Origin of the sequence: Bacillus sp. RC252 (genome assembly GCF_044909215.1) — a bacterium.
Taxonomy (GTDB): domain Bacteria; phylum Bacillota; class Bacilli; order Bacillales; family Bacillaceae_G; genus Bacillus_A; species Bacillus_A mycoides.
On sequence record NZ_JBIYDV010000001.1, the window covers coordinates 32,010 to 48,771 of the forward strand.

Here is a 16,762-nt window from a genome sequence, read left to right on the forward strand (position 1 = left end):
ACTTGGAGTCATGTATTATACGCATGGCTCTTTTTTAAATGGATCGAATAACGGTATTCCCTTACTTCTCCTTAATGCCGCTCCCCACTCTAATCCAATTTCTAAAAATAAATCTCGCATCGTACTATACAATAGTGCTCCAACATCTTTACGAATTTCTCCGTACTTATACGCTCTCACAACACTTTTCACCCTCCAAATTAAATTTCCACGCACTTCTTCATCAGCTAATATTCCCTCTAATAAAGCACCTTGCTCTAGTAATCCGCTCTTTTTATAAGCAAGTTCCACCTTACTCCAAAATATATTAATCTTCTTCGGATTACTCGTCATCGGCACCAGTGCATATATAAAAGGCTTAGGTATATCGTGACGACAATACGTTTCATCAAGCTCGTACGTTACTTTTCTTTTCTCTTTTATTTGTGGAATGTTTTTAGAAAGAATTGTTTCCCCCTCATTTTTTTGCTCGTTTCCACTACAGCCATCTGTATGATCATCACTTTCACATGCGGACATTTTCATACGGTCATCCATGCGGTCAATTGCAGATTTAAGAAATACATATAAGTTTGCACTATATCCCCCGCGCTTATATCTTTCTTTTGTCGCAACACGCTTTATAATTCCAAGCTCCTCTAGCTTCGCAATCGAGCGACGTACTGTACGAATACTCTTTCCAATATTCGTCGCAATTGTCTCCATTAACAGACAAGCAACACCAACTGTTTCGTTCTTCTCATTAACCGCATATTTTCCTAAAAAATGAATGACGGCAGAATCAGTCTTATTTAGTTGAAACTGATAACATTTAAAAACTTGTTTTTGATATACATTAAACTCTTCTTTACTTCGAAATTCACTATATGGTTTCATTAAATTATATAAGCTTCCCATTTTTATCACCTCATTTATAGGTAAGAGTCAGGAAGAGAAATTGGCGTGATATTTAATATTTTTTATCCCGCATTAACGGGCAGTAAGACTCCCACCTCCAGATTCGGCGAATGCGAGGAGGTTAGGTGGGAGTCTTACTGCCCGTAAAAGCCCGATTGGTTCAACTAATAATCAGTGGGGGATGGACAAAACCCCCACTGATTAAATTTTCACTTTATTGGAGATGAAAATATGATTGTAATTAGTGCTTGTTTAGGTGGTATTGCTTGTCGGTATGACGGTAACGATAATCTCGTTTCAAAAATAGAAGAGTTATTACAAAGGGAAGATACCATCCTCGTTTGTCCCGAAGTATTAGGCGGTTTACCAACACCACGCCCTTCTGCTGAAATTATCGGCGGTAATGGCGATGATGTTTTAGATGGAAAAGCAAAAGTAATGACGAAAGAAGGACAAGATGTCACGGAGGCTTTCGTGCGTGGTGCTTATAAAGCATTAGAACAAATAAAAGCTTTAAACCCAGAATATATAATTTTAAAAGAACGCAGTCCATCTTGTGGTAGTTCTACTATTTACACAGGGGAATTTAACGGCAATAAACAAACTGGTTACGGAGTGACAACTGCTTTATTCAAAAGGCATGGATTTAAAGTAATTTCAGAAGAGGATTTTGAGAACGAAAAAAGGAATTGACCTTGTTCGTCAATTCCTTTTCCATCTGTCTTATTTCACACCTAATTTTTCTTTCACTTTCGCAGGAAGCTCGTCCTTTTTCACTTCTTCCCAAGCAGTTACACCTTTTTCATCTGAGTGGAATACACGCAAAAATGCTTCTTTACGAAGATTTTTCGCAGCGGTAAATTCCATTTCTTTTTCTTTACCATCCTTATCAAATGCAGGTAGCTTATACTCGAATGATTTGTGCGGCTGACCACTATCAGCTTTTTCATTCTTTTCGATTCCATCAGTAGTAATTTGAACGTAGTACTCATCTTTACCCATACGGTTTAAATCACAGCCAACTAATAGACTTGCAAATACAACTAAAATACTAAAAAGTGCAATATATCTTTTCATTTCCTTCACCTCATGTGTTTTTCTTATATTGTTATCTTAAAGCCTAAGCTTTAAAGAAGAAATTCAAAAACATGACATGAACATTACACTTTTGTAAGATAGTAAATTAAAACTTTAATCAGTGTTTTTTCATTGAAAACGTCATTGACACTCATCTAGCCTAGTCATGACAATCTATTAACGCCAATAACGTCTTCCACGCCAATTTTTCCACTTGTCACGAATCTTATCACGTAATTTCCTTATACCGCTTATTACACCTTCTATTACGCACTCTATTATGATATCTATTACAATGTAACTTACAAATCTAATTATAGGTTTAATCACATATCTCCTTACGAATTCAAAAATATCGTCGATCTTGCGTCCCCTTCTTCTTGCATATATTCGTTATCTTTGTCATGCTCTTTTTCTTTTTAGCGCAAAAGAAAAGACCTTCCTAACGATTTGGTTTCATCGCTAAGAAGGTCTTTATATGCAACCTACCCATTCAATTTCCACTTAGAATAAAGGGATGAAAAAACTTAGCAATCTTCTGGCTTACCAGCATTCGACGCTGTACGGAAAGATGATCCGCATCCACATGATGCGATCGCGTTTGGATTGTCGATTGTGAATCCGCCGCCAAGCATAGATTGTTTATAGTCAACTTTTACTCCTTTTACAATCGGAGCACTTTCTTTATCGATAACAAATTCAACACCGAAAAACTCAAGAACTGTATCGTCTTCTTTTGGTTCTACTTCAAATCCTAAGCCGTAAGAAAGACCACTACATCCGCCGCCATGTACAGCAAGGCGCACGTACTTCTCTCCATCTTCAGCATCTTTTAACATATCTTTAATTTGAAAAGCTGCTTGTTCTGTTACTTCAATCATGAAATACACCATCCTTTCTGTTCTCATTCTATTATACATCTTTACGCTTCTATCTTGTACTCATACACTCCGCGGCAAATTATTTCCGCAGGTCCTTTCATTAATACATTTCCTTCTTCTGTCCATGCGATCATTAAGTCGCCGCCTGCTAAGTGAACCGTAATTTCTTTACCGTGTTCCATTTTCCCATTTAAAATTGCCGCAACGACAGCTGCGCATGCTCCTGTCCCGCAAGCTTGTGTTACACCAGATCCTCGTTCCCAAACGCGGAAATTCATCTCTTCATCATTCAAAATCTCGATGAATTCAACATTCACTCGCTCTGGGAACATTTCATGCGTCTCAAGAACCGGTCCTAACGTTGTAAGAGGCGCTTTTTCTACATCATCAACAAAAATAACCGCATGTGGATTCCCCATTGAAACAGCTGTAAATGCATAACGGTGATTATTGTATAAGAAGTTTTCACGAATAAATGGTGTTTCTCCTTCACCAAGCATCGGTATCTCTTCACGTGTTAAACGAGGTGCTCCCATGTCGATTTTCGCTAATGTAACTTTGTCATCTTCTACCGTTACTTCTGCCGTAACAATGCCCGCTAACGTTTCAATTGTGAAAACTTTACCTTCTACTAGTTTATGCTCATACGCATATTTCGCTACGCAGCGTAAACCATTTCCACAGCTCTTTCCTTCTGAGCCATCGTTATTAAACATGCGCATTTTTACTGGTGCCACGTCAGAAGGACAAATTAAAATCATTCCATCTGCACCAATACCAGTATTAATATTTGAAACCTTTTCCGCTACAATTGCTAAATCTTCTTCTCTAATTTGTTCCTCAAACATATTTACATATATATAACTATTTCCAAGACCATGCATTTTTGTAAAAGAAAATTGGCTCATTTTTATTCACTCCAAAAATAATTTATTATTTCAAGTATAAAATGCATGCTTTTAGAACACAATATGAATGTCCCCCGTTTCTCATATTTGACAGTGTTTTGGCAATAAGCCGTTCTTACACAAATCGTGTAAGAAAAAAGCCCTTCTAAAAGGGCTTTTTTTTTCGAAATAAACACTCCTAATAAAGTGAAACTTTAATCAGTGGGGGGACGGGCAACAGGGCTTCAACCTAACTTCTTTGCTTCAGCTGAATTTTGAGGTGGGAGTCTTACTGCCCGCAAATAGCGAGATAAATGAAAAAAGAAAAACGTTGCCTGTTTGCAACGCTTTAAAACATTGGATTTTCATCCATATAATCATATACATTATTTACAAGTTCTTCTACTGTTGCACCTTGTACCACTTCACCATTTACAAGTGCAAATGGACCTTCAAAACAGATACCACAATATCCTAAACAACCATATTCCATTACGTCTAAATTAGGATCTTTTTCTAATTTTTCTAAAGCTGCTTGCGAACCGCTTGCAAGGTTACCTACACAAAATTCGATTAATGGTTTAATCAAAACTCTCTCCCCCCTGTATCTCTAAACAAATTACCATTTACTTTATATGGTATGTGCATACCTAATTTGCGAAACGGATAAGTAAACCTCTCTACTTGTTACCATTCCACTTTATTTATAAGAAGAAAACTAAGCTGTTTCTTGTTGTTTTCGTTATATATTCTAAACTATTTAGTTACTTCACTATTTCACTTCATAATAGATGGTCTTCTTTATATAACATACTACTCATAATGAAATAGTAAATAGTAACTAGAAAATGAAAACCACTTACTTTACTTTTCTTCTTATTGTACAACAGAGTATTCATTCATGCATTGTTATTTGTTCACAAATTCGATATAATTTGATTGTGTAAAGTCAAAATATTTTATTAATATAAAATTGTATGATTAGGGGATATTTCAACAGAAAAGGGGTAATCCATCATGAAACACCTCGTACTACTAGGTGGTGGCTACGGTGGAATGAGAATTCTGCAGCGGCTACTTCCAAGCAACCAACTTCCAGATGATGTACAAGTGACATTAATCGACAAAGTACCATATCATTGCTTTAAAACTGAATATTATGCATTAGTTGCGGGTACAATTTCAGAAACGCATATTCGCATACCGTTTCCTGAGCACCCACGTCTCAATATTCAATACGGAACAGTAACAAATATTGACCTCGAAACGAAGGCCGTTCATCTCGATGGCGGTGAAACGATTCAATATGATGATCTAATTATCGGGCTTGGCTGTGAAGATAAATACCATAACGTTCCTGGGGCGAAGGAATATACACATAGCCTACAATCAATTGAACAAACACGTAAGACATATGAACAATTAAATAGCTTAGAACCAAATGCAACAGTAGCTGTCGTTGGGGCTGGTTTAAGCGGCGTTGAAGTGGCAAGTGAACTTCGCGAAAGCCGTTCAGATTTAAAAATCTATTTATTTGATCGAAAAGATAGAATTTTATTCCCATATCCAGAGAAATTAAGTAGATACGTAGAAGAATGGTTTGTAAAACATAAAGTTACCATTATACGAAACTCTAACATTACAAAAGTGGAACCAAACATTGTATACAACCATGATGAACCACTTGAATGTGATGCAATCGTCTGGACAGCTGGTATTCAAGCAAATGAAGTTGTTCGAAACCTTCCAGTTGAACAAGATGGTAGCGGACGGGTTGTTTTAACGAAATATCACAATATTCCAAACAATGAGCACGTTTATGTCGTAGGAGATTGTGCAGCACTTCCACACGCACCATCTGCTCAACTTGCTGAAGGTCAAGGAGAACAAATTGTCCAAATATTATTAAAACGTTGGAATAATGAACCCCTTCCTGATGAACTGCCTGTTATTAAATTAAAAGGTGTTCTCGGTTCTCTCGGCAAAAAACACGGATTTGGTTTACTAGCAAACCAACCCTTAATGGGACGTGTACCGAGATTATTAAAATCCGGTCTTCTTTGGATGTACAAATATCATAACGGTTAATACTTTAAAGGCTGCCTACATAGTAGACAGCCTTTTTCTATTCATTTTTTGTAACTACTCAGTCATTCTATGAAAAACCGACAAAAAAGCATTTTTTTAAATGGTCGAAAGGGACTGGCTATGCATAGGATCAGTCAGTGCCTTTTCCTGCCACTCGCAAAGTTTTAAAACAAAGAAAAAAGATGTTCCTTCTAAAGAGACTTTATTTTTCTATTTTTCTCTCTTTTTGATACGATATAACTAGAATCAGAAAGGAGCAATTTATGTTTATATTAAAAGACATCACATATAAAGATATTCTACACATTCCTTATTTACAGATTCAAAAAGAAAAAACAACTTGTATTATCGGTGAAAGTGGTAGTGGTAAAAGCACATTACTTCGCATGTTAAACGATTTACAATCACCCACATCTGGCACAATTGAATATAACGGAAAATCTATTTTAGATTATCCTCCCATTCAATTACGCCGTGAAGTTGTCATGCTCGGACAAACTCCGCCTATTTTTGATGGAACAATTAAAGATAATTTATTAATGGGACTTCGATTTTCTGAAAAGCCATTTCCAAATGACGATGCCCTGCAAGGCGCATTAACGACTGTTAGCCTAGATAAAAAATTAGAAGATAACGCCTCTTCTTTATCAGGTGGCGAAAAACAAAGACTTGCTTTCGCTCGTATTATACTAATGGATCCGCCCGTCTATTTATTAGATGAACCAACTTCGGCACTAGATGGTGACACAGAACGCCGCGTTATGAAACAATTCACTCTACTGGCAAAAGAAAAGAAAAAAACAGTTATCTTCATCACGCACTCGCAACAACTTCCAGAAGAAATCGCAGACGATATTATTGAAATTAGTAAAACAAACGGTGCAACTAGAAAGGAAGTGCTATCAATTGAAGGGCGTTATTGAACTACAAATTTGGCAACTTGCAGCTGCATATATTTTCATCCTTATTTTAATCGGGCTTGTGAAATTAAAAGGAATACCGCGTGAGAAACAAATTACAATTGCTACATTACGTATGACAATTCAGCTCGTACTAGTCGCATATGTTCTTACATACATATTTGAAAATAGTAATCCGTTTTATACAATAGCTCTCATTACTTCTATTACTACATTTGCGATTTTCAACATTTATAAACGAATAAACCTTCCTATGTCAAAAGAATTAAAACGAGTAGCCGCCCTCTCCATGATCGCTGGATCAATTGGCCCTCTTCTACTATTTATCTTTGTCATTATCGGACACGATCCTTGGTATGCTCCGCAGTATATCGTTCCTATTGCCGGCATGCTAATCGGTAACGCTATGACAGGTATTTGCCTCGGGGCAAACACCTTTTTAAACAGTATGAAATCACAAAGAGACCATATTGAAGGTGCACTTATGCTTGGCGCAACTCCAAAACAAGCAGCTGCTCCGCTCATACGGGACGCTTTCGATTCTGCTATTTTACCAACAATTAATTCCATGGTCGGAATGGGAATTATAAGTCTTCCAGGCATGATGACAGGACAAATTTTATCCGGTGTATCACCATTTACAGCTATCCAATATCAAATTGCGATTATACTTGGCATTTCTGGAAGTACAGCTTTCTCTGTTATTATCTTCTTACAGCTTGGGTATAAAACGTTCTTTAATAAGCGGTGCCAGTTGAAAGAAGTTGAAGTACAATCATAAAAAAGACGCTCTGCAAGTTACTTACAGAGCGTCTTTTTTCTTTGCTAATCTTACACTTTCTTAACGAACTGTGATTTTAACTTCATAGCTCCGAAACCATCGATTTTACAATCAATATCGTGATCTCCCTCAACTAGACGGATACTCTTTACTTTCGTACCAATCTTTACAACTGAAGAAGTTCCTTTTACTTTTAAATCTTTAATTACAGTAACAGCATCGCCATCTTGAAGAACGTTTCCGTTCGCATCTTTTACAACTTTTGCACCATCATTACTTTCAGCTTCCGCTTCTTGACCCCACTCATGGGCACATTCTGGACATACGAAAAGAGCGCCATCCTCATACGTATATTCTGAATTACATTTTGGACAATTTGGTAAAGTAGCCATAAATTCATTTCCTCCGTTCATTATTTATACGTAAAAATCAAATCGAATTTTTACATGTCGATAAATAAAATTTGTATAGCATTTCTTTATACTGCCATAGTCTCACGTTATTGACAAGCCTACCTCAAATTCTCATTTTTTATTGTATTTTACAAAATTTCAATTAGTATGGCGTTTGTTTACTAATGTTTTTCTCTTCTTGTTACATATCCTTTCTCATAAATAAAAAGAAGAATCTTCATTAGACTCTTCTTTTTGCGATACATCATTATCTATTTATATTAATACCAGGCATTTTCTTCAATATAAAATTGATACTCTTCTGCTTCTTCTTCATTTAACTTTTTATCGTTTAAATAAATTTCTTTCCATTCAAATCTCTGTTTATCTAAATACACAGCGAACTTAACCTTTACATCCTTTTTTTCCTCATAATCATAACCAGTAAATTCTACTATATCAAAACGTCCTTCTTTTTTTACATACGTCCATTTTGGATCATCAGTAAAAACTTCCAATGTAATCCCTTCATCACTTAAACGAACTACATCTTTTATATTTGGTTCCGTCGGTAAATACGATAACCCATAACCAGCTGCACCAAATACTACAAATAATAACGCATTTAATCCAAGCATAATCCCAACATGAGTGCCACCCTTTGTTTGGAAGTAATAATTGTGTTGTGCATCAGATAACTCTTTTGCCTTATGTAAAACACGAACTGTATGCTTGTAATATAAACGATTCCCTTGCCATCCAGTAAATAGCATAGTTCCGAAATAAACAATAAAATCGATCCACATCGGGATATCTATAAAAACAGAGGTAATTAAAGTAGGAACTCCTACTAATGCAATAATAATAAATAATTTATACATTTTGCGATAAGCTAACCACAATAATGGGAAGAAAAAGGCTATCCAGTTCCAACTATTTCCCGTCTCGGGATCTTTTGCTTTCCCCCACTTAAAGTCGTAATATGCAGTATTATTTCTCACAACTTTATGTAACTCTTTAGGAGCTATCGCTTCCTGTAAAACAGTGCCCTTCACGTACATCATCCTTCTCTTATTTCTATATAACTTTATTGTATATCTATAAAAAGAAGGAATCTAACAAAAAATAGTTATATTTCATAAAAATGAACAAAAATCGAATACATTCCGACAATTATCCATTCTATATTCCATTTTACTATTAAATATATTAGAATACTCATATATAAGACATTTAATACACTATGTTAAACATCTTGTATATTCGTAAAAAAGGATGTATCAAAATCATTTTGACACACCCTTCTCCTATTATATAAACTACTGTTGTAATATGACCAAACCTAAAATCTCGACTTAAGAGACTTCACAAATTAGCTCTCTACTATTTCAAACATATTTCCACTTACACAACTAATGAATAATCTATCATTAACTTCCTCAATTGATACAATAAAATCCACTTCAACTACATTTTTAGGCAGTTTAATTATACCTTTCGTTTCGCCAGATTTTGAAGTGAGAGTCTTACTGCCCGTTAATGCGGGATATACATCAAAAAGAATAGTCTATTACATAATGTTTCACATGAAACTATACATTCCATAACTCCTGTACTAGCTGTCGTTCCAATATTACAAGAAAAAGCATTTTTGCTTCTTACTTGTTTTTCTTTCTACAACTTAAAACAGTACGAACAAGCTAATCGCTACTTACAGCAATACTTGCATTGTGCTGTGTATCTTAATAACGAAGAAAGAGAACCGGTTTTCTTTCATGAAGTTGATATGTATATGAAAAAACTAGTAGAAAACGCAATGTAACTTCACATTGTGCTTTCTACTAGTGCTTTATATTCCTCTTGTAACTTTTTAAATTGTTCTTCATACTTTTGCATCTTCACCGCATCCGTTTTCGAATTAAGGAATGGTCTTCTTCTCCCAATCACCATTATATTTTTCCCTTCTATTGCATCGTTCATATATACGTAAGGTTTAAAAAACTTACATTCCGTATATGGCAATGCTACAGATAATTTTGCATACTCTTCCACTTTAAATTGATTAGATAAACTTAACTCTCGCAAATTTTTTAATTGTATTAAAGGTTCTAACGAATCATCTTTAACCTTTAAGTTCATAAGAGTAAGCTTTTTCAAATGTTGTAATGCAGCGAGTGGTTGTAAAGTTTGTACTTTCATCGTTGTATTTATCCCACCACCCATGTAAAAGGTATTGAGTTGCGGACACTTACTTAAAGCAGTTAAATCTTCTAGCTTAGAAAAATCATCAATTAGTAAGGATTTGAGTTTTTTATTATACGCAATATCCCATAACGTCTTCGCTTTTGTATTCCAGCACATATACAACTGTTGTAAATCAGATAATTTTTGAAGACTACTTAAATCCTCGACCCTCATTTCGTAAACGTACAATATATTTGGACGAGCGTACGTAAGAATATGCTCAAATTGCTTTTGATTTACTGCGAAAACCCATAACTTCTTAACTTGTAAAGATGCTAATCGTTCTATATTTTTTGTTTTCCCCTCAATCGCTAATTCTTCTAAACTAGCAGTAACATTTTCCAAGTCCTTTATAATCCTCGGCTGCTCACCAATTGGAAACATTATATCCCTCCTACAACGCCCAAGTAATATTCATTTCTTCAAACGACTCCTTACTCACTTCCAACCCTTCGTCATCATTCGTTTCAATCATCGCTACCTCTTCTTTAGACAACATAATTTTCTCGTTTGGATTTTTGATTTTTCTCTCATACACGAGTTGTAAAAGATCGATTTGCTCCTCTGTCAGTTCATACTCTTCTTCCACTCTTTCTATTGCAGATTCCGTATCAAGTAATGGAATTTCTAATAAGAATCCACCGTGCTCTTCCATCTCTTCAAATGAATCAATTGAATATGCACCGCTATCCTCAATCCAAAATGCCGTCGTAATGAAAGGAACTGTTTCCCCCTCTACCTCTTCTAATACGTATTGGAGTGCTTTCTCTTTAGCAATTTCTATCACTTCCGAAGATGCCACTTCAAAATAATTTACCGCATCAATCCACTCATCAATTCTCTCACTATTCACATCTTGAAGACATACGATTGTGTACTTCGAATCAAAAGTAATTGTCCCTCTTCCGCCTTGACTATCTTGCATACTATAGTTAAATCCATCCCATGAACTTTCATGTGAGAAATCAGGAGCATGTGCTACAAAAATTGCATCTGCAATCGACTTTAAGATGCAACCTCTCCATAATTGTTCTTTGTCTATATGTAATTTATATTTACTCATCGTCTTCCCCCATACACATATTTTTTCTATTATCTTTCCTCTACATAATACTTGTAAAGCCTTTTCTACCTACTGCAAAATAGGAAAGACGCCCTTTTCAAAAAGGCGTCTTTTTATATTTGAAAATTTACTAATATAAAAAATGAATTATTTAATAAATGAATTCCCCATGGAACGAGTAAATTATTTGTTTTCTTATATGTGTAGGCTAAACATACACCTATACCAAAAATATATAACATACTACCTAAAGTAAGGGGATGACCTAAAGTAAATATAAAAGCACTTATAACAATACTAGTAAGTGTAGAGAAGCGCTGAGATAATTTCGTGAAAAATATCCCCCGAAATAAAAGTTCTTCCCAAATCGGTGCAAAAATGGTGAGTACAACTACGTATAAAATGATTTCACTTATAGTAGGCTCTATTACTATATTTGACTCATCCACACTAAGCCCATGTGGTAAAACTAAATTTAATACCGCAAGATATATAAGCAGTATGATCATCGTCATTACTATCGTTACATAATGTTTAAAATTATTGACCTGTAGTGATTTTACTAACTGTAAACAATAATTTTTTGCTGGTGCATACATTACAATAATCGCACAAAACGTGAAGGGTGGAATAAGATGGTCTACATACCATGGATATAATGAGGAGTTATATAAAAAGTTCAAAAAACCCATTCCATGCATTACCCCAAAAGTAATTATTATAATGCTAATTACTTCGAGCATACTCATTTGTATATTCTTTTCTTCATATGTAGCTAATTCTGTGTTCATCCTATCTCCTCCAGTATAATTAAACCTTTTTAACCATTATATACCAATTTTAACACAAAAACAGACGATACAATTTACTGTATCGTCTGTTTTTTCCCCTACCACTTCCCCCTACACTCTTCAATTACATACAGCAAATACCGCTTCGTCATATCAGCCCGTCTCCACCTAGAGAGCTTTCGCTTTCCTTCTGGATTCTGCCGCATTCGCTCTACTTCCCTTAATAAAGGCTCCCACTTATGAGAGTAAAGTTCCAACATGTATTGTAATCCTCTATCTTTTGAAACAATTGTTTTATGATCTAACGTATATAAAATACGTCCCATCGTAACGACAGCTGATTCTACCCATTCTTCTATGAAAAATAAATAAGGACGCTTCGCTTTTTCAAACCAGTAATGTTCTACGTTGTATTTCATTGTATTTACTACATCGTCCCACTTTATTTGAAAGGAAAGGTCTTCTACTTCTTTCCCGCTAACTGTAATACCTTGATTTTTCAATGTCCACCATGTGACCGCGTTAATATCCCAATGACCAATATCAGCCTTACCATCTGCACAATACACGTACTCATTCATTTCATCATTGTATTTCCCTAAATCAGCAACCGGAATATACATACCATCCATTCTTTTACCTAACGTACTTTTACTATTTTTTTTATGCAGTTCTATAATTTGTTGTTTTTCAGCTTCATTCACGGAATCACTTATTACCGTAACAAAGTCAACATCGCTCGTTTCTATATGAAATGCTCCTAGCGCGATTGATCCGTAAATATATACCCCGACTATTTTTTCATCCGAAAAAATTTCTTTTAATTCTACTATGTACTGCTCCATTAATTGCTTTACTTCTTCTGGTAAAGCATGTTTTATTCCATTCTCCACATCTATCCCTCCAATAAAAAAAGCCTTCGCAAATTCGCAAAGGCTTCCTGCTTTATAAATATTTCTCGATTTCTTCGTAAACATCCTTCAAACGAGGATTTCCTTCTCCAACAATTTCTCCATTTACAAGAACGACCGGATAAAATAGATCTTCTTCCACTACGCGCTCTGCGAATGCTTTTTTATCTTCATCTTCTTGTTCTTCTTGAAAATCAATATACTCGAAATTAAATTTATTTTCTTGTCCTTCATATTTACGACCAATCGCCGCTTGTAACCACTCAAACGTTTCTGTTGAAGATGGCATTCCAACGCAGCTCGCACAAATTACTTTCGTCCCATACACTTGCACATTAACCATTTCTTCTCCCCCGCTTCTTGTTTCAACAGTATATTCAGATGTCTTAGTACATAAGCACATCATTTTACAAACTTATTCCCTACCCCTATACTGAAAAAACACGTTGTAAACATGATAAAAAATTTCGACAATAAAACAAGAACAGAAAAAATAGATTTTCCCCTCTATCTTGATTATAATAAAACTGATGAAAGGAGTCGATAAAAATGGAAAACCCACATATGCAAGAACAAGTATTAGAAGTATTAGATAAATTACGTCCATTCTTACTTCGCGATGGCGGAGACGTTGAATTAGTAGACATTGAAGAAGGTATCGTAAAATTACGCCTTATGGGTGCTTGCGGAAGCTGCCCAAGTTCTACAATCACACTAAAAGCTGGTATCGAACGCGCACTACTTGAAGAAGTACCAGGCGTTATTGAAGTAGAACAAGTATTTTAATTAAAAGCGGAAGCGGCTCGTCCAAAATGTGAGGAGGATGGAGCTTCTGACATAGAGGCGCTTTTTGCCTCGGCGGAAGAAGCGAAGCCACCGAACATTTTAGCCGCTGGAGCTAGATAATATCTAAAAGCGGAAGCGGCTCGTTCAGAACAGAAGGTCATTGGAGCTCCTGACGAAGAGGCGCTTTTTGCCTCACAGGAAGGCGCGAAATGGCCGACTGTTCTAGCCGCTGGAGCTAGACATTATCTAAAAGCAGAAGCGGCTCGTTCAGAATCGCTTCCTAGAAAGAGACCCAAATGGGTCTCTTTTTTTATTCAAATAACACTTCCCCTTTAACATCATAAAACAAAATTGGAAATCCTTCTCAAAAAGTGCGATAATTAATACTATAGAATCGTTCACACATATACAGAAAAAAACATAGGGGGACGACACATGCCAAGAATGGGGAACACTTTCTTAACAATTCAAGAACTAGAAAAGAAAAAAGAGTATTTATTAGACCTTTCATCCGTTATACCAACATGGAATGCAAGTTATCAATTTTTATTTAAAGAAATCCAGCAAGAATTATTGAGTAAAGTAAATGAAAAAATCGAAAGACATCAATTCATTTTAAATATATGTGCAGATCAACAGGTAGGGGCATAATGTATTACATACAATTGTGATATATAAAAAAGAGACCTCACCCGGTCTCTTTTTTCATTTTAAGACAGCCAATCTAATTTCCTAATGCCTAACTTATCAACAGGTAAACGAAATGACTCGTAAAAATGATTCATAAATTGCTCAGTGCGCTTCACGTCATGTAAAATGATTTCTAAACGGGCTCTATATATGCCTTTTTGTTCTTCGTTTCCTGTTTGATAATATCGTTCAATCGTTTCAAAGTAGTGAAGCGGGAACAGAAGCCTTGCGAATAATAAGCGCCAACCAAATGAAGAGAGCGAATAATTACGTTCATAATCTGTAATGAATTGAACTACCGTTTGCTCCCAATCTTTCTTTTTTTCTATCATCATATAGCGAATACATTCTGCTATATCTCTACTTGGGTGATCATATACCCAATCAAAAGGAAGTTTTAAACGCTTCGTTTGCTGCCATAATAAAGGTGTAAATCGTTCTTGGCAAATTGTTGCTGCGTCAGTTATTTGTGGTGTATCATCCATTTCTGTATCGACAACATATTGAATTGCATTTTCTGCAACTCCTAAGTAATACGGGAAGGATTCAATAAACAATTGATCGAATACGTCTGAAGGATGGTTCATCACTTGCGATTGCCAAAACCTTTCTAATTGGTCGAGCCTTTTTTCCCATAATGCTTTCCATTCACCAATGCGGCTTAATTGCTCAACTTCTTCTGGAAAGAATGCGCCACGTTTATGGAATATAGAAAGCTCACTTCCTAATGATGTAGCATGTCGCTCTAACATACGCATACCTTTTAATAAGCAGTAATTTTTTTCTTCTATCTCACTTACATAGTAGCCGTGTATAGTCGGAACGAAAGTCGAAACAGTTATATCCCCTTGCTGGTTCATATAATCACTGAGCTTTTTCATCTCTACAAGTACTTCTTCCTCCATTTCTCCAATTGGAACAAGTACATAAATTTTGTTGCGAATCCAAAAGCTTTTATAGGGGCCAAGGGGGATTAATTCTTTAACATGCATGTGATAATGCTCATAAATATGCTGAATCATCGCAGTCGCCACCTATGGTTTTTCTTTATATATATGAGCTTGTGCTCGCCTTTCATTCCTATGCACATGATAAAGCAACGAAACGTATACAAATACTAAAAAGAAAAAAAGGTGATAAACATGAAAGACTCAAATCAACTACAAGAAAGAGCATTACAACTATTACAAGAGCGCGGTGTAACAATTGACGATATTGCTGATCTTGTTCATTTTCTTCAAAAGAAATACCATGCAAATTTAGAGATGTCAGAATGTCGCTATAACGTTGAGCGTGTACTATCAAAACGAGAAGTACAAAACGCTCTTATTACAGGCATTGAACTTGATGTTCTTGCTGAAAAAGGAATGTTAAGTCAGCCGTTACAAGATATCGTAAAACGCGATGAAGGACTATATGGAATTGATGAAGTCATCGCACTTTCAATCGTTAACGTGTACGGGTCAATTGGCTTCACGAACTTTGGATATATCGATAAATTAAAACCAGGTATTTTAGAATACTTAAATGATAAATCAACTGGAAAGGTGCATACATTCCTTGATGATATCGTTGGCGGAATCGCTGCCGCTGCTTCAAGTCGTTTAGCGCACCGTGCTGAGCATTCGGAATAAGGGGTCTAGGCCGTCAGTTTCACACTGACGGCCTTTCATATTCCATAAGCATGAACTCTCTTCCACGGCTCAAAAAAAGAGGTCCTACTTGAAATCCAATGTTTTTATACAGCCTAATCGCTCTCTTATTGAATGTCGCTACACTCAGTCGAAACATTTTCGAATTCAATTCCTCAGTAGCAAATGCTATTCCCGCTTGAAAAAATATTTCCCCCATCCCTTTCCCTGTTAACTCCGGCTTCATTCCAAGCCCAATATCTACTACATCTTCTCCCCTATATAAATTAGCATCTCTTCCCCCTGGCACTTGTGCATTTTCTCCAAAACAAAAATAGCCGATGAATTCTCCATTCTCTCCGCAACAACCGTAATACGTTCCATCTAGCAACTCTTCTATTACTTCAGCATCTCCCGAAAAGCTATATAACATATAGGGATTTTCATACTTCCACGTATTTATTTCTTTCGCTTCTTCTTCTGTTAACTTATGTATATCCATTCATCTCGCTCCTTATCAAATACTCTACTAATCTATATGTATTTACTCATTCATTTTCCAAACTTGATTCTCCTCTAATCGTAATATGCATAGTTACATACGCACACCCCTTTAAAAAATGCTAAAATTTATTTGAATCGCTGTTGTTACACTTCTTGATTAAGAAAGACTGTTAACCGGAAAATTAACGTCTTATCAAACTCAAGCAATTGGCACGTTTT

At 35.7% G+C, this 16,762-nt stretch carries 22 protein-coding genes and 1 pseudogene; 8 read left to right on the forward strand and 15 right to left on the reverse strand.

Annotation, left to right across the window (positions count from 1 at the left end):
- Positions 1–15: 15 nt before the first annotated feature.
- The gene (locus ABH960_RS00175) at positions 16–897 is read right to left on the reverse strand and encodes a helix-turn-helix domain-containing protein (protein WP_404441871.1); all 882 of its coding nucleotides are present in this window, start codon (positions 895–897) and stop codon (positions 16–18) included.
- A 231-nt stretch (positions 898–1,128) separates the two neighbouring features.
- Here ABH960_RS00175 and ABH960_RS00180 point away from each other — a divergent pair, with 231 nt between their 5' ends.
- Positions 1,129–1,590: a 2-thiouracil desulfurase family protein gene (locus tag ABH960_RS00180; protein WP_404441873.1), complete on the forward strand. Its 462-nt coding sequence runs from the start codon at positions 1,129–1,131 to the stop codon at positions 1,588–1,590.
- 30 nt (positions 1,591–1,620) lie between these two features.
- Here ABH960_RS00180 and ABH960_RS00185 read toward each other — a convergent pair whose 3' ends face one another.
- From ABH960_RS00185 to ABH960_RS00205, 5 genes are all read right to left on the reverse strand, one after another.
- Complete coding sequence (locus tag ABH960_RS00185) at positions 1,621–1,974, reverse strand: YxeA family protein (protein WP_078203758.1); 354 nt, start codon at positions 1,972–1,974, stop codon at positions 1,621–1,623.
- A 177-nt stretch (positions 1,975–2,151) separates the two neighbouring features.
- A complete protein-coding gene (locus ABH960_RS00190; protein WP_404442586.1) occupies positions 2,152–2,337 on the reverse strand; it encodes a hypothetical protein in 186 nt (61 codons plus the stop codon).
- 164 nt (positions 2,338–2,501) lie between these two features.
- Complete coding sequence (locus ABH960_RS00195) at positions 2,502–2,855, reverse strand: HesB/IscA family protein (RefSeq protein ID WP_002034566.1); 354 nt, start codon at positions 2,853–2,855, stop codon at positions 2,502–2,504.
- A 41-nt stretch (positions 2,856–2,896) separates the two neighbouring features.
- Complete coding sequence (gene dapF, locus ABH960_RS00200; RefSeq protein ID WP_002015893.1) at positions 2,897–3,763, reverse strand: diaminopimelate epimerase; 867 nt, start codon at positions 3,761–3,763, stop codon at positions 2,897–2,899.
- A gap of 328 nt (positions 3,764–4,091) precedes the next feature.
- Entirely contained in the window at positions 4,092–4,331 is a 240-nt protein-coding gene (locus ABH960_RS00205) for a YuzB family protein (protein WP_002015892.1), read from the reverse strand.
- A 428-nt stretch (positions 4,332–4,759) separates the two neighbouring features.
- Between ABH960_RS00205 and ABH960_RS00210 the strand changes: the two genes are divergently transcribed.
- The 3 genes from ABH960_RS00210 to ABH960_RS00220 all read left to right on the forward strand — a co-directional run bounded on the left by ABH960_RS00210 (position 4,760) and on the right by ABH960_RS00220 (position 7,531).
- On the forward strand, positions 4,760–5,830 hold the full coding sequence (locus ABH960_RS00210) for an NAD(P)/FAD-dependent oxidoreductase (RefSeq protein WP_002015890.1): 1,071 nt from the start codon (positions 4,760–4,762) through the stop codon (positions 5,828–5,830).
- Positions 5,831–6,093: 263 nt separating this feature from the next.
- Entirely contained in the window at positions 6,094–6,753 is a 660-nt protein-coding gene (locus tag ABH960_RS00215; protein ID WP_404441877.1) for an ABC transporter ATP-binding protein, read from the forward strand.
- Positions 6,737–7,531 (forward strand): ABC transporter permease, encoded by a 795-nt coding sequence (locus ABH960_RS00220; protein WP_002191065.1) that lies wholly within the window; start codon positions 6,737–6,739, stop codon positions 7,529–7,531. The genes ABH960_RS00215 and ABH960_RS00220 overlap by 17 nt, the downstream gene beginning before the upstream one ends.
- 50 nt (positions 7,532–7,581) lie before the next feature.
- Here the strand turns inward: ABH960_RS00220 and phnA are convergent, their stop codons facing one another.
- Positions 7,582–7,923, reverse strand: coding sequence for an alkylphosphonate utilization operon protein PhnA (gene phnA / locus ABH960_RS00225; RefSeq protein ID WP_404441879.1), 342 nt, complete (start codon positions 7,921–7,923; stop codon positions 7,582–7,584).
- 281 nt (positions 7,924–8,204) lie between these two features.
- Complete coding sequence (locus tag ABH960_RS00230; RefSeq protein ID WP_404441881.1) at positions 8,205–8,978, reverse strand: DUF2628 domain-containing protein; 774 nt, start codon at positions 8,976–8,978, stop codon at positions 8,205–8,207.
- A 491-nt stretch (positions 8,979–9,469) separates the two neighbouring features.
- Here ABH960_RS00230 and ABH960_RS00235 point away from each other — a divergent pair.
- Positions 9,470–9,745 (forward strand): annotated as a pseudogene (locus ABH960_RS00235) (DUF4304 domain-containing protein); the annotation flags it as partial.
- 2 nt (positions 9,746–9,747) lie between these two features.
- Here the strand turns inward: ABH960_RS00235 and ABH960_RS00240 are convergent.
- The 5 genes from ABH960_RS00240 to ABH960_RS00260 all read right to left on the reverse strand — a co-directional run bounded on the left by ABH960_RS00240 (position 9,748) and on the right by ABH960_RS00260 (position 13,275).
- Positions 9,748–10,551: a leucine-rich repeat domain-containing protein gene (locus ABH960_RS00240; protein ID WP_404441883.1), complete on the reverse strand. Its 804-nt coding sequence runs from the start codon at positions 10,549–10,551 to the stop codon at positions 9,748–9,750.
- A 10-nt stretch (positions 10,552–10,561) separates the two neighbouring features.
- On the reverse strand, positions 10,562–11,230 hold the full coding sequence (locus ABH960_RS00245; protein WP_404441885.1) for a hypothetical protein: 669 nt from the start codon (positions 11,228–11,230) through the stop codon (positions 10,562–10,564).
- A gap of 113 nt (positions 11,231–11,343) precedes the next feature.
- Positions 11,344–12,021 carry a CPBP family intramembrane glutamic endopeptidase gene (locus ABH960_RS00250; RefSeq protein ID WP_404441887.1) on the reverse strand — a complete coding sequence of 226 codons (678 nt, stop codon included), beginning with the start codon at positions 12,019–12,021 and terminating at the stop codon, positions 11,344–11,346.
- A 98-nt stretch (positions 12,022–12,119) separates the two neighbouring features.
- Positions 12,120–12,914, reverse strand: coding sequence for a nucleotidyltransferase domain-containing protein (locus ABH960_RS00255; protein ID WP_404441889.1), 795 nt, complete (start codon positions 12,912–12,914; stop codon positions 12,120–12,122).
- 52 nt (positions 12,915–12,966) lie between these two features.
- Positions 12,967–13,275 (reverse strand): YuzD family protein, encoded by a 309-nt coding sequence (locus ABH960_RS00260; RefSeq protein ID WP_000248590.1) that lies wholly within the window; start codon positions 13,273–13,275, stop codon positions 12,967–12,969.
- 206 nt (positions 13,276–13,481) lie between these two features.
- On the opposite strand from ABH960_RS00260, the gene ABH960_RS00265 reads away from it, so the two are divergent.
- Both ABH960_RS00265 and ABH960_RS00270 read left to right on the forward strand, forming a co-directional pair.
- Complete coding sequence (locus tag ABH960_RS00265) at positions 13,482–13,718, forward strand: NifU family protein (protein ID WP_000431159.1); 237 nt, start codon at positions 13,482–13,484, stop codon at positions 13,716–13,718.
- Positions 13,719–14,153: 435 nt separating this feature from the next.
- Positions 14,154–14,369 carry a hypothetical protein gene (locus tag ABH960_RS00270; RefSeq protein ID WP_001137788.1) on the forward strand — a complete coding sequence of 72 codons (216 nt, stop codon included), beginning with the start codon at positions 14,154–14,156 and terminating at the stop codon, positions 14,367–14,369.
- A 59-nt stretch (positions 14,370–14,428) separates the two neighbouring features.
- Here ABH960_RS00270 and yutH read toward each other — a convergent pair whose 3' ends face one another.
- Positions 14,429–15,430 (reverse strand): spore coat putative kinase YutH, encoded by a 1,002-nt coding sequence (yutH, locus tag ABH960_RS00275; RefSeq protein ID WP_002089339.1) that lies wholly within the window; start codon positions 15,428–15,430, stop codon positions 14,429–14,431.
- 120 nt (positions 15,431–15,550) lie between these two features.
- Here yutH and ABH960_RS00280 point away from each other — a divergent pair, with 120 nt between their 5' ends.
- Positions 15,551–16,042, forward strand: a complete 492-nt coding sequence (locus ABH960_RS00280) for a phosphatidylglycerophosphatase A family protein (RefSeq protein ID WP_002015902.1) — start codon at positions 15,551–15,553, stop codon at positions 16,040–16,042.
- Positions 16,043–16,061: 19 nt separating this feature from the next.
- Here ABH960_RS00280 and ABH960_RS00285 read toward each other — a convergent pair whose 3' ends face one another.
- Positions 16,062–16,541, reverse strand: a complete 480-nt coding sequence (locus ABH960_RS00285; RefSeq protein WP_003192160.1) for a GNAT family N-acetyltransferase — start codon at positions 16,539–16,541, stop codon at positions 16,062–16,064.
- Positions 16,542–16,762 lie beyond the last annotated feature (221 nt).

Excerpts from the sequence above, each read along its gene's own strand:
- ABH960_RS00285 (WP_003192160.1), bottom strand. The coding sequence starts at position 16,541 with ATGGATATACATAAGTTAACAGAAGAAGAAGCGAAAGAAATAAATACG.
- ABH960_RS00250 (WP_404441887.1), bottom strand. The coding sequence starts at position 12,021 with ATGAACACAGAATTAGCTACATATGAAGAAAAGAATATACAAATGAGT.
- ABH960_RS00180 (WP_404441873.1), top strand. The coding sequence starts at position 1,129 with ATGATTGTAATTAGTGCTTGTTTAGGTGGTATTGCTTGTCGGTATGAC.
- ABH960_RS00210 (WP_002015890.1), top strand. The coding sequence starts at position 4,760 with ATGAAACACCTCGTACTACTAGGTGGTGGCTACGGTGGAATGAGAATT.
- ABH960_RS00265 (WP_000431159.1), top strand. The coding sequence starts at position 13,482 with ATGGAAAACCCACATATGCAAGAACAAGTATTAGAAGTATTAGATAAA.
- ABH960_RS00280 (WP_002015902.1), top strand. The coding sequence starts at position 15,551 with ATGAAAGACTCAAATCAACTACAAGAAAGAGCATTACAACTATTACAA.
- ABH960_RS00215 (WP_404441877.1), top strand. The coding sequence starts at position 6,094 with ATGTTTATATTAAAAGACATCACATATAAAGATATTCTACACATTCCT.
- ABH960_RS00175 (WP_404441871.1), bottom strand. The coding sequence starts at position 897 with ATGGGAAGCTTATATAATTTAATGAAACCATATAGTGAATTTCGAAGT.
- ABH960_RS00245 (WP_404441885.1), bottom strand. The coding sequence starts at position 11,230 with ATGAGTAAATATAAATTACATATAGACAAAGAACAATTATGGAGAGGT.
- dapF (WP_002015893.1), bottom strand. The coding sequence starts at position 3,763 with ATGAGCCAATTTTCTTTTACAAAAATGCATGGTCTTGGAAATAGTTAT.
- ABH960_RS00270 (WP_001137788.1), top strand. The coding sequence starts at position 14,154 with ATGCCAAGAATGGGGAACACTTTCTTAACAATTCAAGAACTAGAAAAG.
- yutH (WP_002089339.1), bottom strand. The coding sequence starts at position 15,430 with ATGATTCAGCATATTTATGAGCATTATCACATGCATGTTAAAGAATTA.
- ABH960_RS00240 (WP_404441883.1), bottom strand. The coding sequence starts at position 10,551 with ATGTTTCCAATTGGTGAGCAGCCGAGGATTATAAAGGACTTGGAAAAT.
- ABH960_RS00260 (WP_000248590.1), bottom strand. The coding sequence starts at position 13,275 with ATGGTTAATGTGCAAGTGTATGGGACGAAAGTAATTTGTGCGAGCTGC.
- ABH960_RS00195 (WP_002034566.1), bottom strand. The coding sequence starts at position 2,855 with ATGATTGAAGTAACAGAACAAGCAGCTTTTCAAATTAAAGATATGTTA.
- phnA (WP_404441879.1), bottom strand. The coding sequence starts at position 7,923 with ATGGCTACTTTACCAAATTGTCCAAAATGTAATTCAGAATATACGTAT.
- ABH960_RS00185 (WP_078203758.1), bottom strand. The coding sequence starts at position 1,974 with ATGAAAAGATATATTGCACTTTTTAGTATTTTAGTTGTATTTGCAAGT.